At 72.3% G+C, this 18786-nt stretch carries 14 protein-coding genes; 11 read left to right on the top strand and 3 right to left on the bottom strand.

Annotated features, from left to right (window positions below; genetic code table 11):
- Nucleotides 1–314 precede the first annotated feature (314 nt).
- Nucleotides 315–2483 (top strand): replication restart helicase PriA, encoded by a 2169-nt coding sequence (gene priA / locus ABID77_RS21135; RefSeq protein WP_429600218.1) that lies wholly within the window; start codon nt 315–317, stop codon nt 2481–2483.
- Between the two features lie 196 nt (nt 2484–2679).
- The gene (locus tag ABID77_RS21130) at nt 2680–3615 is read left to right on the top strand and encodes a hypothetical protein (RefSeq protein ID WP_429600215.1); all 936 of its coding nucleotides are present in this window, start codon (nt 2680–2682) and stop codon (nt 3613–3615) included.
- A gap of 24 nt (nt 3616–3639) precedes the next feature.
- Here the strand turns inward: ABID77_RS21130 and ABID77_RS21125 are convergent, their stop codons facing one another.
- Nucleotides 3640–4668 carry an AEC family transporter gene (locus tag ABID77_RS21125; protein WP_429600212.1) on the bottom strand — a complete coding sequence of 343 codons (1029 nt, stop codon included), beginning with the start codon at nt 4666–4668 and terminating at the stop codon, nt 3640–3642.
- A 63-nt stretch (nt 4669–4731) separates the two neighbouring features.
- Nucleotides 4732–6105 carry a phospholipase D-like domain-containing protein gene (locus ABID77_RS21120; RefSeq protein WP_429600210.1) on the bottom strand — a complete coding sequence of 458 codons (1374 nt, stop codon included), beginning with the start codon at nt 6103–6105 and terminating at the stop codon, nt 4732–4734.
- Between the two features lie 315 nt (nt 6106–6420).
- Between ABID77_RS21120 and ABID77_RS21115 the strand changes: the two genes are divergently transcribed.
- The 4 genes from ABID77_RS21115 (at nt 6421) to ABID77_RS21100 (ending at nt 11127) form a co-directional block, all read left to right on the top strand.
- Nucleotides 6421–8526 carry an ATP-dependent helicase gene (locus tag ABID77_RS21115; RefSeq protein ID WP_429600207.1) on the top strand — a complete coding sequence of 702 codons (2106 nt, stop codon included), beginning with the start codon at nt 6421–6423 and terminating at the stop codon, nt 8524–8526.
- A gap of 25 nt (nt 8527–8551) precedes the next feature.
- A complete protein-coding gene (locus tag ABID77_RS21110; protein ID WP_429600205.1) occupies nt 8552–9172 on the top strand; it encodes a hypothetical protein in 621 nt (206 codons plus the stop codon).
- 5 nt (nt 9173–9177) lie between these two features.
- Nucleotides 9178–10467 (top strand): phospholipase A, encoded by a 1290-nt coding sequence (locus tag ABID77_RS21105; protein WP_429600202.1) that lies wholly within the window; start codon nt 9178–9180, stop codon nt 10465–10467.
- Between the two features lie 243 nt (nt 10468–10710).
- Nucleotides 10711–11127 (top strand): CopD family protein, encoded by a 417-nt coding sequence (locus ABID77_RS21100; RefSeq protein WP_429600200.1) that lies wholly within the window; start codon nt 10711–10713, stop codon nt 11125–11127.
- Nucleotides 11128–11262: 135 nt separating this feature from the next.
- Here the strand turns inward: ABID77_RS21100 and ABID77_RS21095 are convergent, their stop codons facing one another.
- Nucleotides 11263–11748, bottom strand: coding sequence for a DUF2231 domain-containing protein (locus ABID77_RS21095; protein ID WP_429600197.1), 486 nt, complete (start codon nt 11746–11748; stop codon nt 11263–11265).
- A 9-nt stretch (nt 11749–11757) separates the two neighbouring features.
- Between ABID77_RS21095 and coxB the strand changes: the two genes are divergently transcribed.
- Genes coxB through ABID77_RS21070 form a run of 5 tightly spaced genes read left to right on the top strand, consistent with a single transcriptional unit; the run spans nt 11758 to nt 18719 of the window.
- Nucleotides 11758–12537 carry a cytochrome c oxidase subunit II gene (coxB, locus tag ABID77_RS21090; RefSeq protein ID WP_429600194.1) on the top strand — a complete coding sequence of 260 codons (780 nt, stop codon included), beginning with the start codon at nt 11758–11760 and terminating at the stop codon, nt 12535–12537.
- The gene (ctaD, locus tag ABID77_RS21085; RefSeq protein WP_429600191.1) at nt 12534–15137 is read left to right on the top strand and encodes a cytochrome c oxidase subunit I; all 2604 of its coding nucleotides are present in this window, start codon (nt 12534–12536) and stop codon (nt 15135–15137) included. The genes coxB and ctaD overlap by 4 nt, the downstream gene beginning before the upstream one ends.
- Before the next feature lie 2 nt (nt 15138–15139).
- The gene (locus tag ABID77_RS21080; RefSeq protein ID WP_429600189.1) at nt 15140–15535 is read left to right on the top strand and encodes a hypothetical protein; all 396 of its coding nucleotides are present in this window, start codon (nt 15140–15142) and stop codon (nt 15533–15535) included.
- Nucleotides 15520–16395: a cytochrome c oxidase assembly protein gene (locus ABID77_RS21075; protein ID WP_429600186.1), complete on the top strand. Its 876-nt coding sequence runs from the start codon at nt 15520–15522 to the stop codon at nt 16393–16395. The genes ABID77_RS21080 and ABID77_RS21075 overlap by 16 nt, the downstream gene beginning before the upstream one ends.
- Nucleotides 16392–18719 (top strand): FdhF/YdeP family oxidoreductase, encoded by a 2328-nt coding sequence (locus tag ABID77_RS21070; RefSeq protein ID WP_429600184.1) that lies wholly within the window; start codon nt 16392–16394, stop codon nt 18717–18719. The genes ABID77_RS21075 and ABID77_RS21070 overlap by 4 nt, the downstream gene beginning before the upstream one ends.
- The last annotated feature ends 67 nt before the right edge of the window (nt 18720–18786 follow it).

Raw genomic sequence — 18786 nt, 5'->3', positions numbered from 1 at the left:
GTGAAATCATCTTCGGCTTTCGACTTATGCACAAAAGATGTGGTACAGGTTTCGGGCCGGAGGCACCCCCTCGACCCCTCGCTCCTAAAGCGATAGCAACGCTAAGTCGTTGATTCGTATGGATTTCGGTTTTTCGACGTTTTCTGGAGGGAGCCGCCAAGCCCTTGATTCGCAGGGCTTTTCGGGGGCTCCGGGGCATCTATCAACAAAGTTATCCACAGCGGCGGTGGATGATCGACAAAGCCTTGGAAAATCAACGACTTGAAGCCTTTTTGCTACCTTCGGCCGCGACGTCCGCCGCACGCGACTCGCCCATGACCCGGCGCCTCGACATCGCCGTCCACACCCCGGCCCACGCCGCGCTGGGCGACCTGCTGAGCTATTCGGCCACCGCCGACCTGCCCGCCGGCACCCTGGTGCGCGTGCCGCTGGGCAAGCGCGAGGTGCTGGGCGTGGTCTGGTCGAGCGACGCACTGGCCGAAGGCGAGGAAGAAGCGCTCAAGCCCGTGGGCGCGGCGCTCGACGCCCTGGCGCCGCTGGACGCGGCCTGGCGCGATCTGGTGGCCTTCGCGGCGCGCTACTACCAGCGCTCTCTCGGCGAGATCGCGCTCGCGGCCCTGCCGCCGCAGCTGCGCGACCTCAGCGGCGTGCAGCTGGCGCGGCGGCTCAAGCGGCGCGAGGCGGCAGCGGGCGGCGGCTCGAAGAAGCCGGCGGCGTCGACGCCGGCTTCGGCCGACGCGCCATCGACCGCCTCCCCCGTCGACGCCCCGGCCGTCGCCGCGACGCCCGAGCAGGCCGAGGCCTTGCGCCGCATCGACGCCGAGTCCGGTCCGTTCCTGCTCTTCGGCAGCACCGGCAGCGGCAAGACCGAGGTCTACCTGCGCGCCGTCGGCGACCTGCTCGCGCGCGACGCCACGGCGCAGGCGCTGGTGATGGTGCCGGAGATCAACCTCACGCCGCAGTTGGAGGCGCGCTTCCGGGAACGCTTCGAGCCGCGCTTCGGCGCCGACGCGGTGGTGTCGATGCACAGCGGCATGACGAACCCGCAGCGCCTGGCGAGCTGGCTGGCCGCGCACGCCGGCGTGGCGCGCATCGTGCTGGGCACGCGCATGGCGGTGTTCGCCTCGATGCCGGGACTGCGGCTGATCGTGGTCGACGAGGAGCACGACCCCAGCTACAAGCAGCAGGAGGGTGCGCGCTATTCGGCGCGCGACCTCGCGGTCTGGCGCGGTCGGCGCGAGGACGCGAAGGTGATCCTCGGCTCGGCGACGCCGTCGCTGGAGAGCTGGCACCGCAGCCGCCCGGCCGAAGGCGACGAGGCCGCCGGCCCCTACGTGCGGCTGACCATGCCCAGCCGCATCGGCGCCGGCGCCCTGCCGACCGTGCGGCTGGTCGACATGACCCTGCAGCCGCCCCGGACGGTGCTCTCCGGCGCGCTGCTGGAGGCCATCGGACAGCGCATCGCGCGCGGCGAGCAGAGCATGGTGTTCCTCAACCGGCGCGGCTACGCGCCGGTGCTGGCGTGCGCCGACTGCGGCTGGAAGAGCGAATGCCCGCACTGCAGCGCCTACCGCGTGTTCCACAAGATCGACCGCACGCTGCGCTGCCACCACTGCGGCTTCACCGAGCGCGTACCGCGCGCCTGCCCGTCGTGCGGCAACCCGGACATCGCGCCGGTCGGCCGCGGCACCGAGCGGCTGGAGGAGCACCTGGGCGAGCTGTTCGCGTCGATCGCGCGACCCGGCGGCGGCGCCGTGCGCATCGCCCGCATCGACGCCGACAGCACGCGGGCGCAGGGCGCGCTGGCATCGCAGCTGGCCGCCGTGCACGCGGGCGAGGTCGACGTGCTGGTGGGCACGCAGATGATCGCCAAGGGCCACGACTTCCGGCGCATCACGCTGGTGGCGGCGGTCAATCCCGACGGCGCGCTGTTCTCCAGCGACTTCCGCGCGCCCGAGCGCCTGTTCGGCCTGCTGATGCAGTCGGCCGGCCGCGCCGGGCGCGACGCCGCCTACCTGGCGGCGCAGGGCGCGACGGCCGAGATGTGGATCCAGACGCACCACCCGGGTCACGGGCTGTTCCAGGCACTGCGGCATCACGACTACCCGGCCTTCGCGACGCAGGAGCTCGCCGACCGCCGCGCCGCCGGCATGCCGCCCTTCGCCTTCCAGGCGCTGCTGCGCGCCGACGCCCGCACCCAGGAAGCGGCGCAGGCCTTCCTGGAGGCCGCCGCCGGCGCCGCCGACGCCCTCGACGCCGGCACGCCCGACGCCCCCGAGGTGGCGCGCTACCCGGCCGTGCCGCTGGCGATCCAGCGCGTGGCGAACGTCGAACGCGCCCAGATGCTGGTCGAGAGCCGTTCGCGCGTCGCCCTGCAGCGCCTGCTGGCGGGCTGGCAGCCGCTGCTGCACGCGCTGCGCCGAACGCCGGAAGGCAAGGGCGTGATCCGGTGGCTGATCGACGTCGATCCCGGGCAGATCTAGCTCGCCCCCAGGCTTGCCCACTTCGTGTGGCCGCCACCCCCTACCGGGGGCGACACCGGCGGCCGGGCGAAGCCCGTTCCGCGGTGTCCTGGCCTCGGGGCATGACGGGTGTCGACGGCCATGGCAAACCGAGGGGGTCGTGCCGGGGCGCCGTCCTGCAACCGGCGCGCCGCCCGCGTGCCACGCTGCGCGCACCATGAACACCTACCTCCCGCGCGCGTCCGCCCCCTCCCGTCCGGCCTGGCGGCCCGTGGCCCTGGCGGCCCTGCTGTTCGTCGCGCCGCTGGCCGCGCTGGCGCAGGCGACGTCGTCGTCCGGCGAGGGCGGCCAGGCCTCGGCGCTGCAGGCCAAGTACCGCAGCCTGCAGCCGCAGCTCCAGCGCAACGCCTTCGACCGGCCGCTGGCGTTGACCTCCAACGAGGCCTCCGGCGGCCTGAGCGGCGACATCTACGCGGTGGTCGATCACCCGATCGCCGAGGTGCGGCAGGCGATGGCCTCGCCCGCGGTCTGGTGCGAGGTGTTGATGCTGCACCTCAACACCAAGTACTGCGCGGTGAGCGACGCCGAGGCCGGCGCCGCCGACGGCCGCACCGCCGCGCTCAACGTGGCGGTCGGGCGCAAGTTCGACCAGCCGCTCAAGGACGCCCAGCGCCTGGACTTCGGCTACCGCGTGGCCGCCACGCGCGCCGACTACCTCGACGTGCGCCTGAGCGCGGCGAGCGGGCCGATGTCCACCCGCGACTACCGCATCGCGCTGGAGGCCGTGCCCGTCGACGGCGGCAAGACCTTCATCCACCTGGGCTACGCCTACGGCTACGGCACGGCGGCGCGGCTGGCGATGAAGAGCTACCTGGCGACGATCGGCAGCGGCAAGGTCGGCTTCACCTCCACCGGCGCCGACGAGTACATCGGCGGCGTGCGCGGCGTGGTCGAGCGCAACACCATGCGCTACTACCTGGCCATCGACGCCTACCTCGACGCGCCGGGTCCGCAGGGCCGCGAGAAGCGCCTGGGCGAGTGGTTCGACGACACCGAGCGCTACGCCCGCCAGCTCCACGAGATGGACCGCGACGATTACCTGGCGATGAAGCGCAGCGAGTTCCAGCGCCTGCAGGCGAGCGCCAAGCCCTGAGCGGCCGCGGCGCCGCTGGCGGCTTCAGTGCAGCCAGCGCGTGATCAGCGCGAAGGTGACGAACGACCCGACCGTCGTCCACAGGATGATCCGCGCGATGCGGCCGTTGTCGGCGCCGAAGCGCTCGGCCAGCATCGACACGTTGCTCGCGCTCGGCAGCGCCGCGACCAGCACCATCACGACCATCGCCTCGCGGCTCACGGCCAGGCCGACGACCGACGCCAGCCGCGCCAGTCCCCAGATCAGCAGCGGATGCGCCACCAGCTTGAGGAGCACCACCGGCAGCACGTCGCCCACCGGCGCGCGGCGCGCCGCCAGCCCCTGGCGCGCGGCCAGCACCGCCGGGCGCGCGAGCACGGCGCCGATGGTGAAGAGCGCGGCCGGCGAGGCGGCCTCGGCCAGCATGGCGATGGCGCGGTCGATCGGCTCGGGCAGCGCGAAGCCCGTCGCCGAGGCCAGCCCGCCCAGCAGGATCGACCACGGCAGCGGATTCACGACCACGCCCCGGAAGACCTGGCGCAGGGCCGTCGCCACGTCGGTGCGACCGTCGCCTTCGCCGTCCCCGTCGGCGGCGCGCGCGGTGCCCGGCACCGGACGGCGCCCCACGCCGTCGAGCCGCGACAGCGCGATGCACAGCGACGAGGTCAGCACCATGTCGAGCGTGATGGCGATGATCGCCGGCCCGAGCATCCCCGCCCCCAGCAGCGCGGCGAGCAGCGGCACGCCCATGAAGCCCGTGTTGGGAAAGGCCGCCACCAGCGCGCCGAAGGAGGCGTCGTTCCAGTTCCTGCGACCGCGCCGCGTGAGCGCGACCGTCGCGCCCACCATCGTCAGCGCGCCGAGCCCCCAGACCAGTGCCACCGGGCCGTCGAGCAGCTGCGCGATCGGCGTGCGGGCGCCGAAGCGGTAGAGCATGCACGGCAGCGCGAAGAACAGCACGAAGACGTTGAGACCGGGGATGGCGTCGATCGGCAGCATCCGCCGGCGCGCGGCGAGGTAGCCGGCCGCGACCAGGGCGAAGAACGGCAGCGTGACGGCGAGGATCTGCAGCATGGGCGGGAAAGACGGGTCCGGCGAGGGGGATGGATCGTACGGCCGGACGGCCGGGCAGCCTGATCAGAGTTGCCAGGACAGCAGCGACGCCAGATGCTCCAGCGCCTTCTCGCGCAGCGGCCGGTCGAGCCAGGCCTGGTGGGTGACGCGCTTCGACCGCGCCAGGTCGGCCTCGAAGACGGCGGTCTCGCGCGCGGCGAAGGCGGCGTCGTAGATGTTGAGGTTGGCCTCGTCGTTGAGGCGGAAGGAGCGGTTGTCGAAGTTGGTCGATCCCACCGACACCAGCAGGCCGTCGACCGTGAAGACCTTGCAGTGGAACATCGTCGGCTGGTATTCGCTGATCTCGGCCCCGGCCTCCAGCAGCGGGCCCCAGCTCGCGCGCGAGGCGCGGCGCACGACGCTGGCGTCGATGGTCGGGCCGGGCGTGATGATGCGCAGGCGCACGCCGCGCCGCATGGCCGCCACCAGGGCGCGGACGGTCAGCTCGTCGGGCACGAAGTAGGCGCTCGACAGGTCGATCGTCCGGGTGGCCGCCGCGATCGCCATCAGGTACATGATGTGCATGCTCTCGCCACCGCCCGAAGGCGAGCTGGCGAAGACCTGGGCCCGCCCGCCGGCGGCGCCGCCGGTCTCGGGGATCGCGCTCTCGGCCTTGGTCGCCGCCGTCGAGCCGCCCTGGGTCGGCACGACCGGGCCGATGGCCGGGAAATAGCGCTCGTCGTGCAGCACCTCGCCCGAGGCCTTGATCCAGTTGTCCATGAACACGGCCTGCATCTGCGCCACCACCGGGCCCTCGACGCGGTAGTGCGAGTCGCGCCAGTGGTCGGGGTCCTGGGCGTTCCCGGTCCACGACGGCGCGATGCCCACGCCGCCGGTGAAGCCGATGCGCCCGTCGGCGATCAGCAGCTTGCGGTGGGTGCGGTTGTTCAGGCGCGAGAGGCCCCACCAGTCGGGCTTGTGGAACTTGCGGATCTGCACGCCGGACTTCTCCATCTCGCGCAGGAAGTCCTCGTCGATCTTGGCGCTGCCGACCCAGTCGAGCAGCACGTGCACCTTCACGCCGGCGCGGGCGCGCTCGGACAGCGCCTCGGCGAACATGCGGCCGATGTCGCCCGACCAGTAGATGTAGGTCTCGAAGGTGATGCTGCGCTGCGCGCCGCGGATGGCCGCGAGCATGGGCGGGAAGATCTCGTCGCCGTTGTGCAGCGCCTCGAAGCGGTTGCCGGCCGTGATGGGCGGACCCAGCAGCACGCCCAGCGCGCGCTGGAACTGGTCGTCCTGCAGGGCGTAGGCGCGGCCGACCTGCTCGTCGATGCGTTTCTCGCCGCCGGTGAGGTTGACCACCGCGAGCGTCGCGGCGACCGTGAGGACGAAGGTGGCGAGGATCGCGACGAGGCGACCCTTGCGCGGCTTGTTGTTCTTGTTGTCTCGGATCATCGGAAGGCGGAACGGGAGCCATGGGAAGGTCGACGGGGAGTCGACGGGGAACCCGCCCGTACCGCGCGTCGGCGGCCCCGGCGGGCGGCGCAACGTAGCATCCCTGCGCCACCGGCGATGTAGGCCCAGCCGGTATCATGCCGAGCGCTCCGCGCGTTCCTCGCGTTCCCCGGCATTCCGTCACGCTCGCCGCACCGGCTCCCTCCGTGCGGGCCGTCGCCGCCGCTCCCGTCGCCCGCCGGCGTCCGCTTCGCCACCGACGTTTCCGGTGCCGTCCGTCCCGCCCGTCCCGCTCCATCGATCCATCCTCCGCGCATGTCCTCCGGTCTCAATCTCGCCCAGCAGGAAGCCGTCAACTACCTGCACGGCCCGTGCCTCGTGCTCGCGGGCGCGGGCTCGGGCAAGACGCGCGTGATCACGCACAAGATCGCGCGGCTGATCCAGTCGGGCATGCCGCCCAGGAAGATCGCCGCCATCACCTTCACCAACAAGGCCGCCGCCGAGATGCGCGAGCGCGCCAAGGGCCTGATCGGGCGCGACGCCAAGCACGTGGTGATCTGCACCTTCCACGCCCTGGGCGTGCGCATGATGCGCGAGGACGGCGCCGTGCTGGGCCTGAAGCCGGCCTTCAGCATCCTCGACAGCGACGACGTCACCAAGATCCTGAAGGACGCCGGCGGCTCGGTCGACACCGCCACGGCGCGCCTGTGGCAGTGGACCATCAGCCGCTGGAAGAACATGGGCCTGAACGCCGCGCAGGCCGCCGCCTGCGCCGCCGACGACTCCGAGCGCATCACGGCGCAGATCATGGCGCGCTACGAGGAGCGCCTGGCGGCCTACCAGAGCGTCGACTTCGACGACCTCATCGGCCTGCCGCTGAAGCTGCTGCAGGAGCACGACGCGGTGCGCGCCAAGTGGCAGGAGGCGCTCGGCCACGTGCTGGTCGACGAGTACCAGGACACCAACGCCACGCAGTACGAGGTGCTCAAGGCGCTGGTGGGCGAACGCGGGCGCTTTACCGCCGTGGGCGACGACGACCAGTCGATCTACGGCTGGCGCGGCGCCACGCTGGACAACCTGAGGAAGCTGCCGATCGACTATCCGGCGCTCAAGGTGGTCAAGCTGGAGCAGAACTACCGCTCCACCAGCGCCATCCTGCGCGCGGCCAACAACGTCATCGGGCCGAATCCCAAGCTGTTCCCGAAGACGCTGTTCAGCGAGTTGGGCGAGGGCGAGCCGGTGCGCATCGTCGACGCCGACAACGAGGCCCACGAGGCCGAGCGCGCGGTGGCGCGCATCCAGAGCCTGCGCGGCGGCGCCACCGTGACGCAGGGCGAGCAGCACAAGGCGTTCCGCGACTTCGCCATCCTCTACCGCGCCAACCACATGGCGCGGGTCTTCGAGCAGGCGTTGCGCAAGGCGCAGATCCCCTACAAGGTCTCCGGCGGCCAGAGCTTCTTCGACCGCGCCGAGATCAAGGACCTGTGCGGCTGGTTCCGCCTGTGGGTCAACAGCGACGACGATCCGGCCTTCCTGCGCGCGGTGACCACGCCCAAGCGCGGCATCGGCCACACCACGCTCGCCGCGCTGGGCGGCTTCGCCAGCCAGTACAAGCTCAGCCTCTTCGGCGCCCTGTTCAGCGCCTCGCTGCCCAGCGTGATCCCGGCGCGCGCGATCGGCGGGCTGCACGAGTTCGGCCGCTACGTGAACGACCTGGAGTACAAGGCCCGCCAGACCGTCGGTGCCGAGAGCGCGCGCGCCTTCCTGGCCGAGTGGCTCAAGGAGATCGACTACGAGCGCCACCTCTACGACGGCGAGGACAGCGAGCAGGCCGCCGCCACGCGCTGGACCAACGTGCTGGAGTTCTGCGACTGGATGGCCGCGCGCTGCGGCGGCGAGGTCGACGACGCCTCCGGCGCCACGGCGCAGGTCGGCGAGCGCAAGAGCCTGCTGGAGGTGGCGCAGACCATCTCGCTGCTGTCCACCATCAGCGACCGCGGCGACCAGGACCAGGACGTGGTCACGCTCTCCACCCTGCACGCCGCCAAGGGCCTGGAGTGGCCGCACGTGATGCTCATCGGCGTCAACGAGGGCCTGCTGCCCTTCAAGCTCGACGACGACGACGGCCGCCAGCAGATGGTCAGCGAGGACACGCTCACGCGCCTGCAGGAGGAGCGCCGGCTGATGTACGTGGGCATCACGCGCGCCCAGCGCACGCTGGCCGTGAGCTGGACCAAGCGGCGCAAGAAGGGCCGCGAGACCGTCGCCGCCCAGCCCAGCCGCTTCATCGCCGAGATGGCGCTCGACCAGTCCACCGCCAAGGAGGACCCGCGCGAGAAGATCCGCGCGCTGCGCGCCGAGTTCGCGCGCCGGGCGCAGGAGAGCGCGGCGGCCGCGGCGGCCTCCGCGGCGGCGCCCTGACCCCGGACCCTTTCGGATGCGATCCATGACGACTTCCCGCGCTTCGATTTCCATCGCCTGTTCCACCGCCATCACCACCATCGCCACCTCCACCGCCACGCCCGTCGCCATCGCCCGCCGCGCCGCCGCGGGCCGCCCGGCCCGGCCCGCCGCCCGGACCGGGGCCGCCACGCTGCTGGCGCTGTCGGCCCTGCTGGCGGCCCCGGACTTCGCCCGTGCCCAGTCCGCCGGCGCCGCGCCGTCGCCGGCCGTCGTCGTCGCGGCCGACTGCCCGCGCAGCGCCGACGAGCTGGCGCCCGAGACGCTGTACGGCCGCTGGGAGGCCCGCTTCGACGACGGCGTCGCCCCGGCGCTGGCCGTGCTGCGGCTCGCGCGCCATCCCGAATACGCCGGCAGCGTGCGCGGCACGCTGACGCGTCCGGCGGGTTCGACCGCCCCCGGCGCCGACGCGCAGGTCGCCGGCGACGTCGACGACGCCGGCGTGCTGACGCTGGACGAATCGGCCGACGGCCGCGCCATCGACGCGGTCTGGTCGGCCGACCTGGAGCCGGGCTCGTGCGGTCGGTCCTTCCGCGGCACCCGGCGCGACGCGCGCGACGACGCCACCCGCACCTTCACGCTCCACAAGACCGGCGAACTTCCATGACGACGATGCCCTCCCTCCCCTTCGCAGGCCCATCGAATCCGCGCCTGCGCCGCACGCGTGCGGCCGGTTCGATGCTCGCCGGGCTCGGTCTGGCGATGGCCGCGCAGGCCCAGACGCAGCCTCCCGCCGATCGCGCCGCGCCGGCGCCGATCGCCTCGCCCGGTCTCACCTGGCAGCAGTGCCAGCGCCTCGACGACAGCAAGGAAGCGCGCCTGGCCTGCTTCGACCGCTGGGCGCAGGAGCAGCAGCAGCTGCCGGCGACGGCGTCGACGGCGCCCTCGCCCTCGCAGCCGCTGGCCGCGACCGGCGTCCGCCCCGCCGCGCCGACCCCGGCCACGGCCACCGCGCCGGTCGCGCCCGGCAACGCCGCGCTCGCCAGCGCGCAGCCCGTCGCCGATGCGGCCGTGCCGGTCAAGCCGGTGATCGTGGTGGCGGCCACCGAAGGCTGCCGCGACCGGCAGTACTCGGCCTTCTCGCGCTTCTGGGAGCTGGAGGAAGGCAGCGACTGCGGCACCTTCGGCTTCCGCGGCTACCGGCCGCTGAGCGTGTCGGCCACCGCCGCCACGAACCGGCCCGACACGCCCACCTCGCCCGCGGCCGGCCACACCGGCACGCCCACCGCCTACCAGGCCAACGAGATGCGCATCGGCCTGTCGGTGCGCACCAAGCTCGCCCAGGGCCTGCTCACGGGGGACGATCCGCAGCGCAAGGACTCGCTGTGGTTCGCCTACACCCAGCAGTCGAGCTGGCAGCTGTTCAACGGCGCGCTCTCGCGGCCGTTCCGCGCCACCGACCACGAGCCGGAGATGATGTACGTCTATCCGACCAACCTGACCCTGCCCGGCGGCTGGCGCTGGCGCTACCTGGGCGCGGGCATCGCCCACCAGTCCAACGGTCAGGCCCTGCCGCTGTCGCGCAGCTGGAACCGCACCTACCTCATGACCGGCGTCGAGCTCGACAGCCGCTTCCAGATCGCCGCGCGCTTCTGGAACCGCATCGCCGAGGACCCGGCCAAGGACGACAACCCCGACATCGCCGACTACATCGGCCGCGCCGAGTTCATCGGCCGCTGGAACTTCGACCGCGACAACACCTTCGGGCTCACGCTGCGCAACAACCTGCGCAGCAGCGGCCACGGGTCGCTGCGCCTCGAATGGCTCAAGGCCCTGGGCGACCCGGTCACCAGCAACCTGCGCCTGCACACCCAGCTCTTCCACGGCTACGGCGACACCCTGGTCGACTACAACCGCAAGCGCACGGTGCTGAGCATCGGGTTGAGTCTGGTGGATTTCTAGGTCGGACGCCCGGGTCGGCGGCACGTTCCTACAGGCGCGATCGGCGATCTGCGGAACACTCCTCGGGTGGCCGCCAGGACGGTCGCGCGACGGTGGCCCACCACGGCCGGTCCGAGCGCGCGACCCGTCCGATGCACCCGCGGCCCCGCACGCTCCCACCGCTCACGCGGCTTCCTTTTTTCCCGGATCGCCTCCGACATGTCCATGCCGCCGCCGCAGTCCGCCGTTTCGCCTGCCTGACCGATGCCTTGGCTCAAGCTGTTCCACGTGAGCGCGGTCATCGCCTGGGCCGGATCGCTGTTCTACCTGACCATCGCGCTGGCGCTGGCCAGCCGTGAGACCAGCCCGGCGGTGTTCTCCAACGCCCACCGGCGCACCCTGCTGCGCGGCCTGTTCGTCGGCGTCGCGACCCCGGCGGCGCTGCTGGCCATCGCCTCCGGCACGGCCATCTTCATGCTGCACGGCCCGCTCGCGCCGTGGCTGATCGCCAAGCTCGGCGTCGTCGGCCTGCTGGTGCTGGGCCACGCCTCGTGCGGCATGCTGGTGCTGCGCGTCGAGCGCCAGGACAGCCCCTGGACGAAGCTCGCCTACCTCGTCTGCGCCCTGTCGCTCCTGTGGTTCGCCACCATCGCCTGGCTGGCGCTGCGCAAGCCGTTCTGATCCAACCCATTCATGAATTTGCTCCACTCAAGGCCAGAAACACCGCGGAACCGGCTTCGCCGGGCCGCTGGTGTTGCCCCCTGGAAGGGGGTTGGCGAAGCGACACGAAGTGCGCGAAGACTGGGGGTGGGCCGCTCAATCCGACGTATCGACCGCCACCGCGTGCTCGTAGACCAGCCGCCCGCCCAGGTAGGCCGCCAGGGCGATGAAGGCCGCCGTCACGCCCGTGATGCCGGCGCCCCAGGGCCAGACGTGGGCGCCGGGGTCGCCGCCCAGGCGGATCATCCAGTTCATCGAGGCCATCGACAGCATCATCACGGCGATGATCGCGTGGCCCCAGGCCGTGACCAGGCGCCGGATGCGCCCGACAGTGATCAGGTCGACCAGTCCCGCCACGCTGGCGCCCCAGCCGCCCAGCGCACCGACGCCCGCCAGCCACAGCCCGGCGCGGGCCCAGAACGGATCGCCGTTCCAGACGTAGGCCGCGTCGGTGCCCACCAGGCCGACCAGCGCCGCCACGGGAAAGTGGATCAGCATCGGATGCAGCGGATGGCCGGCGATGGCGGCGCGGCTGAGGATCGGCTCGTCGGTCGGTCCGCCGGCCGACAGGGTGGAGGACATCACGGGGGAATGATCGGAAGGGCTCGTGCTCGGGGTGCTCATGCGGGCATTCTGACGCGCGCCGGCGCGCTGGCCGCCCTGTGCGGACTTGCCGCCTGCGCCGGGCCGCAGTCGGTGCTGGACCCGGCCGGGCCGTCGGCGGCGGCGATCGCCACGGTGTGGTGGTGGATGTTCGGCGTCGCCGTCGCGGTGCTCGCGGGCATCTGCGCGATCTGGTTCCTGGCGATGCGCCCGCGCGCCGAGGCGCTCGGCGAGGACGCGGCGCGGCGCGTGCAGCGCCGCTGGCTGGTCGGCGGCGGACTGGTGCTGCCGGGCGCGAGCATCGTCGCGCTGCTGGTCTTCGGCTCGCCCTCGGGCTTCCACCAGCTGCCGCTGCCCGGCGCCGGGCCGGCGCCGTTGCGCGTGGACGCCATCGGCCACCAGTGGTGGTGGGAGATGCACTACCCGGCCAACGGCGCGCGCCTGCGCAACGAGATGCGCGTGCCGGTCGGCCGCCCGGTCGACGTGCACACGCAGAGCGCCGACGTGATCCATTCCTTCTGGGTGCCGCGCCTGGGCGGCAAGCTCGACGCCGTGCCCGGGCGCACCCTGGTCGTGCGCCTGCAGGCCGACCGCGCCGGCACCTACCGGGGCCAGTGCGCCGAGTTCTGCGGCACCGGCCACGCCCACATGACCATGACCGTGATCGCGATGGAGCCGGCCGATTTCGACGCCTGGCTGCAGGGCCGCCCCGCCGGCGACATTCCCCGAGAGACCGCCGGCGACGGCAGCGAAGGCACGAAGCGATGAACAGCAGCGGCGGCGACGCCACCCTTTCCTCCGCTTCCCCCACCTCCCCCGGGCGCGACGCGCTGCACGACCAACTCGAGAAGGTCTGGGGCAACCCGCGCGGCTGGCGCGCGTTCTCGGTCGTCAACCACTCCACCGTCGCGCTGCGCTTCATGGTCACGGGCGGCGTGTTCTTCGTACTGGCCGGACTGCTGTCGATGCTCATGCGCGCGCAGCTGGCATTGCCCAACCACGACTTCATGGGCGCGGAGGCCTACAACCAGGCCTTCACCATGCACGGGACCATCATGATGTTCCTGTTCGCGGTGCCGATCCTGCAGGGGCTGGCGGCCTACCTGCTGCCCAAGATGCTGGGCGCGCGCGACCTGGTGTTCCCGCGCCTGTCGGCCTTCGGCTACTGGTGCTACCTCTTCGGCGGCATCATCTTCTGCAGCAGCCTGCTGTTCGGCCTGGCGCCCGACGCCGGCTGGTTCATGTACACGCCGCTGTCGAGCGACGTCTACACGCCGGGGCTGAATTCGGACTTCTGGCTGCTGGGCATCACCTTCGTCGAGATCGCGACCATGGCCGCGGGCATCGAGATCGCGGTGTCGATCCTGCGCACGCGCGCGGCGGGCATGTCGCTCGAACGCATGCCGGTGTTCGCGTGGTCGATGCTGGTGACCTCGCTGATGATCGTGGTGGGCTTCCCACCGCTGATCCTGGGTTCGATCCTGCTGGAGCTGGAGCGCGCCGCCGGCTGGGCCTTCTTCGACACCCTGCGCGGCGGCGATCCGCTGCTGTGGGCGCACCTGTTCTGGCTGTTCGGCCACCCGGAGGTCTACATCGTCTTCCTGCCGGCCGCGGGCGTCATCTCGACCATCGTGCCGGTGTTCGCGCGCCGGCCGTTGGTGGGCTACCGCTGGGTGGTGGTCTCGCTCATCGCCATCGGCTTCATCAGCTTCGGGCTGTGGGTGCACCACATGTTCACGCTCGGCATCCCGGCGCTGGGGCAGGCCTTCTTCTCGGCCGCCAGCATGCTGGTGGGCATCCCGACGGGCGTGCAGCTGTTCGCCTGGATCGCCACGCTGTGGACCGGGCGGCCGGTGTGGCGCGCGCCGATGCTGTGGGTCGGTGCCTTCCTGACGGTGTTCGTCGCCGGCGGCCTCACGGGCGTGATGCTGGCGCTGGTGCCCTTCAACTGGCAGGTGCACGACACGCACTTCGTGGTGGCGCACTTCCACTACGTGCTGGTGGGCGGCATGCTGTTCCCGCTGCTCGCGGGGGTGTACTACTGGCTGCCGCACTTCAGCGGGCGCATGCCCTCGGAGCGGCTGTCGAAGATCGGCTTCTGGGTTACCTTCGTCGGCTTCAACGGCACCTTCCTGGTCATGCACTGGACCGGCCTGCTGGGCATGCCGCGCCGCGTCTACACCTACGACACCGGCCTGGGCTGGGACGTGCCCAACCTGATCTCCTCGGTCTTCAGCTTCCTGATGGCCTTCGGCGTGGCGACGGTGCTGCTCGACATCGCCCTGCACTTCCGCTTCGGCCGCAAGGCGCCGCCCAACCCGTGGGGCGCCGACACCATGGAGTGGGCCATGCCGATGCCGCCGCCCTCGTACAACTTCGCCAGCCAGCCGGCGCTGCCGCTGCGCCATCCGCTGTGGGACGCGCCGGAGCTGCCCGAGACCATCGCCGCGGGCCGCCACGCGCTGGCCGACGCTGTACACGGCCGGCGCGAGACGCTGGGCACCGACCCCGTCAGCGGCCGGCCGCGCGAGGTGTTCCACCTGCCGGGCAGCTCGTGGCTGCCCCTGGTGGCGAGCCTGCTGCTGGCGGTGCTGTGCATCCTGCTGCTGCTCAAGCTCTACGTCGCCGCGCTGGCGGTGGGCCTGGCGGTGGCGGCGGTGCTGCTGCGCTGGTCGTGGTTGAACGGCGGCCACCCCTGCATGAGCGGCACCGAGGCCGCCGACCTGCCGGGCGGCCTGAAGCTGCACACCCACACCTTCGACGGCCCCGGCCTGTGGGGCATGGGCCTGACGATGCTGGCCGACGCCTCGCTCTACGGCTCGCTGGTCTTCGGCTGGCTGTTCCTGTGGACCGTGGCGCCGTCGTGGCAGCCGCCGGCCGTCTCGCCGATCGGCACCTGGCCGCTGCTGGGCGTGGCGGCGCTGCTGGGCGCGGGACGCTGGTCGATGGGCGGGGTGGTGAAACGGTTGCGCGGCTGCCGTGACGCGGGCGACGGCCGGGGCGGGGGCGCGGACGCGTCGAAGGTCGAGCGCGAGGCGCCGGCGCTGGTCGGCAGCCTGTGGACGGCCGCCGGCTGCGGACTGGCCGCGGCCCTCGGCCTCGTCGCGCTGCTGGTGCTGGCGCCGCTCGCGCCCACGCGCAGCGCACACGACGCCATGCTCGCCTTCCTGCTGTCGTTCCTGCTGCTGCACACGGCGCTGGCCCTGGTGCTGTCGGTGCTGCAGGCGCTGCGGGTGCGGCGCGGCTACGTCGGCACGGCCGCGCCCTACGAGCCGGTGGTGGTGGCCTCGTTCTGGAGCTTCACGGCCGGCGCGGCGGCCGTCGCCTGGCTGGCCTTCGCCCTGCTGCCGCTGGCCTTCGCACGCTGACCATGACGCCCACCCCTTCCGCATCCGCCTCCTCCGATTCCTCGCGCGTCGCCGGGCTGGCGCCCGGACATCCGTGGCAGCTGGGCCTGGGACTGGTCGCGTGGTCGGTGTGGTTCGTGGTCGTCTACGGCGGCCTGTCGGTGGGCTGCGCCGTCGCCGAGCCGATGCCGGAGCGCCGACAGTTCAACGCCATCAACGGCACCTTGCTGCTGGTCTCTCTGGCGCTGGTGCTGTGGCTGGCGCACGCGTCGCGGACCTGCGCGCGCGCGGCACGGCGCATGCCCGGGGACGAGACCGCGCAATTCATCGCCCACGCCGCCGCCTGGCTCTACGCCGTCGCCGCCGTCGCCACCGTCTTCGTCGGCGCGCCGATGCTGGCGCTGTGGCCTTGCGTGTGACGCCGACGCGCGCGGGGCTGGGCGCGGCGCTGGCGCTGCTGCCGTCGGCGGCCCTGGCGCACGGCAACGCCTTCACCGGCGAGGGCGCGCACGCGCCCATCTGGCTGTCGCAGGGGCTGTTCGCCGCGGCCTGGCTGGGCTACGGCTTCGGCGCCATGCGCCGGCGGCCGACCTTCGCCGGCCGGGCGCTGTTCCACACGGCGATGCTGGTCGCGGGGCTGGCGCTGTTCGGCCCCTTCGACGACTGGGCCGAATCCAGCACCGCCCTGCACATGGTCCAGCACATGCTGCTGATCCTGGTGGTGGCGCCGCTGGCGGTGCTGGCGCGGCCGCTCGCGCAGTGGCGTGCCGCCTTCGGTCCGGCGGCCGACGCGGTGTGGCGCCCGCTGCTGCGCCTGACGCGCCATCCCGGCGCCTGCGCATTGCTGCACGCGGCGGCGATCTGGATCTGGCACGCGCCGGGGCCGTACATGGCGGCGGTGTTCGACAACTGGCTGCACGTGGCCGAGCACCTGTCGTTCCTGCTCACGGGCTGGCTGTTCTGGTGGTCGGTGCTGCGCGGCGGGCGCCAGGGCACGCTGGCCGCCGCCTCGGCCCTACTGTTCACGGCCATGCACACGGGCGCGCTGGGGGCGCTGCTGACCTTCTCCGGCCGGCCGCTCTACTGGCGCGAGTCGCGCGAGCTCTGGGACCAGCAGCTCGCCGGACTGGTCATGTGGGTGCCCGGGGGTTTCGCCTACCTGCTCGCGGCCGCATGGGCGGCTCACCGGTGGCTGGCGGCGCGTCAGCATGAGGACGACGCGGCATCGCGCGGCCTGCCCGACGCCCCCCTTCCACCCCGCCAGGAGACCCACCCATGACCCCCGAAATCGACCACGAGAGCGGCACCGCCATCAAGATCGAAGCCTACGACGGACCGGTCGGCGGCTGGGGCTCGGCCAGCTCGATCGCGCACCACGTCAAGCACCACGCGGCCTTCGGCGCCCTGCCCGAGCTGGTGCGGCAGAACAAGGTCGACGGCTTCGCCTGCACCAGCTGCGCCTGGGCCAAGCCGGCCAAGGCGAGCACGGCGGAGTTCTGCGAGAACGGCGCCAAGGCGACCTTCGCCGAACTCACCAGCCTGCGCGCCGGCGTCGACTTCTTCGAGCGCCACACCGTCACCGAGTTGCTCGCCTGGCCCGACCACGACCTGGAGCACGAGGGCCGCCTGACCGACCCGCTGCGCTACGACGCCGCGCGCGACCGCTACGTGCCGGTGGCCTGGCACGAGGCCTTCGCCGACATCGGCGCCCGGTTGCGCGCCCTGGCCGGGAACGGCGGGCCGGACCAGACGGTGTTCTACGCCTCGGGCCGGGCCTCGCTGGAGACCTCGTACATGTACCAGCTCTTCGCCCGGCTCTACGGCACCAACAACCTGCCCGACAGCTCCAACATGTGCCACGAGAGCACCTCGGTGGCGCTCAAGGAGGCCATCGGCGTGCCGGTGGGCACGGTGCGGCTGGAGGACTTCGAGCACACCGACTGCCTGCTGTTCTTCGGCCAGAACGTGGGCACCAACAGCCCGCGCATGCTCCATCCGCTGCAGGAGGCCCGCAAGCGCGACGTGCCGGTGATCGTCTTCAACCCGCTGCGCGAGCGCGGCCTGGAGGCCTTCACCAACCCGCAGAGCCCCATCGAGATGGCCACGCGCTCGGAGACGCGCATCGCCACCCAGTACCTGCAGGTGCGCGCGGCCGGCGACATCGCCGCCATCACCGGCATGTGCAAGGCGCTGCTCGACCTCGACGACACGGCCATCGCCGAGGGTCGTCCGCGCGTGATCGACGCCGCCTTCATCACCCGGCACACCCACGGCTTCGAGGCGTTCGCGACCTTCGTGCGCGCGCAGGACTGGACGCGGCTGGAGACCGAGTCGGGCCTCTCGCGCGTGGCGCTGACCGAGGCGGCGCGTACCTACGCCAAGGCCAAGGCCGTCATCGGCGTCTACGGCATGGGCCTCACGCAGCACAAGCTGGGCGTGGACAACGTGCGCATGCTGGTCAACCTGCTGCTCATGGGCGGCCACATCGGCAAGCCCGGCGCGGGCGTGTGCCCGGTGCGCGGGCACTCCAACGTGCAGGGCCAGCGCACGGTGGGCATCTCGGAGAAGCCCGAGCTGGTGCCGCTGGACCGGCTGGCCGATCAGTACGGCTTCGAGCCGCCGCGCCACAAGGGCCTCAACACGGTCGAGGCCTGCGAGGGCATGCTCGACGGCCGCGTCAAGGCCTTCGTCGCGCTGGGCGGCAACTTCATCCGCGCGGTGCCCGACCACCACCGCATGGAGCCGGCCTGGCAGGCGCTGGAGCTCACCGTGCAGGTGGCGACCAAGCTCAACCGCAGCCATCTGCTGCACGGCAAGGTGGCCTACCTGCTGCCCTGCCTGGGCCGCATCGAGCGCGACACGCAGCTCGGCGGCGTGCAGACCCTGACCATCGAGGACAGCACCGCGCGCATCCACGCCTCGCGCGGCCACCACGCGCCGGCGAGCGCGCGGCTGCTGTCGGAGGCGCGCATCGTCGCCGGCCTCGCCAAGGCGACGCTCGACCCCAATCCGAAGGTCGACTGGGACGCCTGGTGCGCCGACTACGCGACGGTGCGCGACGCCATCGAGACCACCTACCCGAAGGAGTTCAAGGACTTCAACACCCGCATGCACCAGCCCGGCGGCTTCCCGCGCCCGCTGGCCGCGGCCAAGCGCCGCTGGGAGACGAAGAGCGGCAAGGCCGAGTTCAAAGTGCCCGCCGCCCTGCACGCCGCCTTCGAGGGCGACGGCGGCGCCGACGTGCTGCGCCTGGTCACGCTGCGCAGCAACGACCAGTTCAACACCACCATCTACGGCTACGACGACCGCCTGCGCGGCATCGACGGCACGCGCGAGGTGCTGCTGCTGAGCGCCCTGGACATCGACCGGCTGGGCCTGGAAAACGGCCAGCGCATCACGCTGGCGAGCGCCGCGGGCGACGGCGTCGAGCGCGAGGTGAAGAACCTGCGCGTGACGGTGTACGACCTGCCCCCGGGCACCTGCGCGGCGTACTTCCCGGAATGCAACCCGGTGATCCCGCTGTTCCATTACGCCGAGGAGAGCAAGGTGCCGGCGGCCAAGTCGGTGCCGGTGCGGATCCGGGTGCCCGCGACGACGGCCTGAGCGCCGCTGCCGCGCTCGCCGCCCCTCGTGCGAGCGGCCAAAGGAAAAGGCCCCGAAACGGGGCCTT

Origin of the sequence: Variovorax sp. PvP013 (genome assembly GCF_050435945.1) — a bacterium.
Lineage (GTDB): Bacteria > Pseudomonadota > Gammaproteobacteria > Burkholderiales > Burkholderiaceae_C > Variovorax.
Note: the sequence above shows the minus strand (reverse complement) of the source record. Positions and strands in the feature narration are given on the sequence as shown.

What these genes read in the sequence shown, in the direction of transcription:
- priA (WP_429600218.1), top strand. Translation starts at nt 315, where the DNA reads ATGACCCGGCGCCTCGACATCGCCGTCCACACCCCGGCCCACGCCGCG.
- ABID77_RS21130 (WP_429600215.1), top strand. Translation starts at nt 2,680, where the DNA reads ATGAACACCTACCTCCCGCGCGCGTCCGCCCCCTCCCGTCCGGCCTGG.
- ABID77_RS21125 (WP_429600212.1), bottom strand. Translation starts at nt 4,668, where the DNA reads ATGCTGCAGATCCTCGCCGTCACGCTGCCGTTCTTCGCCCTGGTCGCG.
- ABID77_RS21120 (WP_429600210.1), bottom strand. Translation starts at nt 6,105, where the DNA reads ATGATCCGAGACAACAAGAACAACAAGCCGCGCAAGGGTCGCCTCGTC.
- ABID77_RS21115 (WP_429600207.1), top strand. Translation starts at nt 6,421, where the DNA reads ATGTCCTCCGGTCTCAATCTCGCCCAGCAGGAAGCCGTCAACTACCTG.
- ABID77_RS21110 (WP_429600205.1), top strand. Translation starts at nt 8,552, where the DNA reads ATGACGACTTCCCGCGCTTCGATTTCCATCGCCTGTTCCACCGCCATC.
- ABID77_RS21105 (WP_429600202.1), top strand. Translation starts at nt 9,178, where the DNA reads ATGCCCTCCCTCCCCTTCGCAGGCCCATCGAATCCGCGCCTGCGCCGC.
- ABID77_RS21100 (WP_429600200.1), top strand. Translation starts at nt 10,711, where the DNA reads ATGCCTTGGCTCAAGCTGTTCCACGTGAGCGCGGTCATCGCCTGGGCC.
- ABID77_RS21095 (WP_429600197.1), bottom strand. Translation starts at nt 11,748, where the DNA reads ATGTCCTCCACCCTGTCGGCCGGCGGACCGACCGACGAGCCGATCCTC.
- coxB (WP_429600194.1), top strand. Translation starts at nt 11,758, where the DNA reads ATGATCGGAAGGGCTCGTGCTCGGGGTGCTCATGCGGGCATTCTGACG.
- ctaD (WP_429600191.1), top strand. Translation starts at nt 12,534, where the DNA reads ATGAACAGCAGCGGCGGCGACGCCACCCTTTCCTCCGCTTCCCCCACC.
- ABID77_RS21080 (WP_429600189.1), top strand. Translation starts at nt 15,140, where the DNA reads ATGACGCCCACCCCTTCCGCATCCGCCTCCTCCGATTCCTCGCGCGTC.
- ABID77_RS21070 (WP_429600184.1), top strand. Translation starts at nt 16,392, where the DNA reads ATGACCCCCGAAATCGACCACGAGAGCGGCACCGCCATCAAGATCGAA.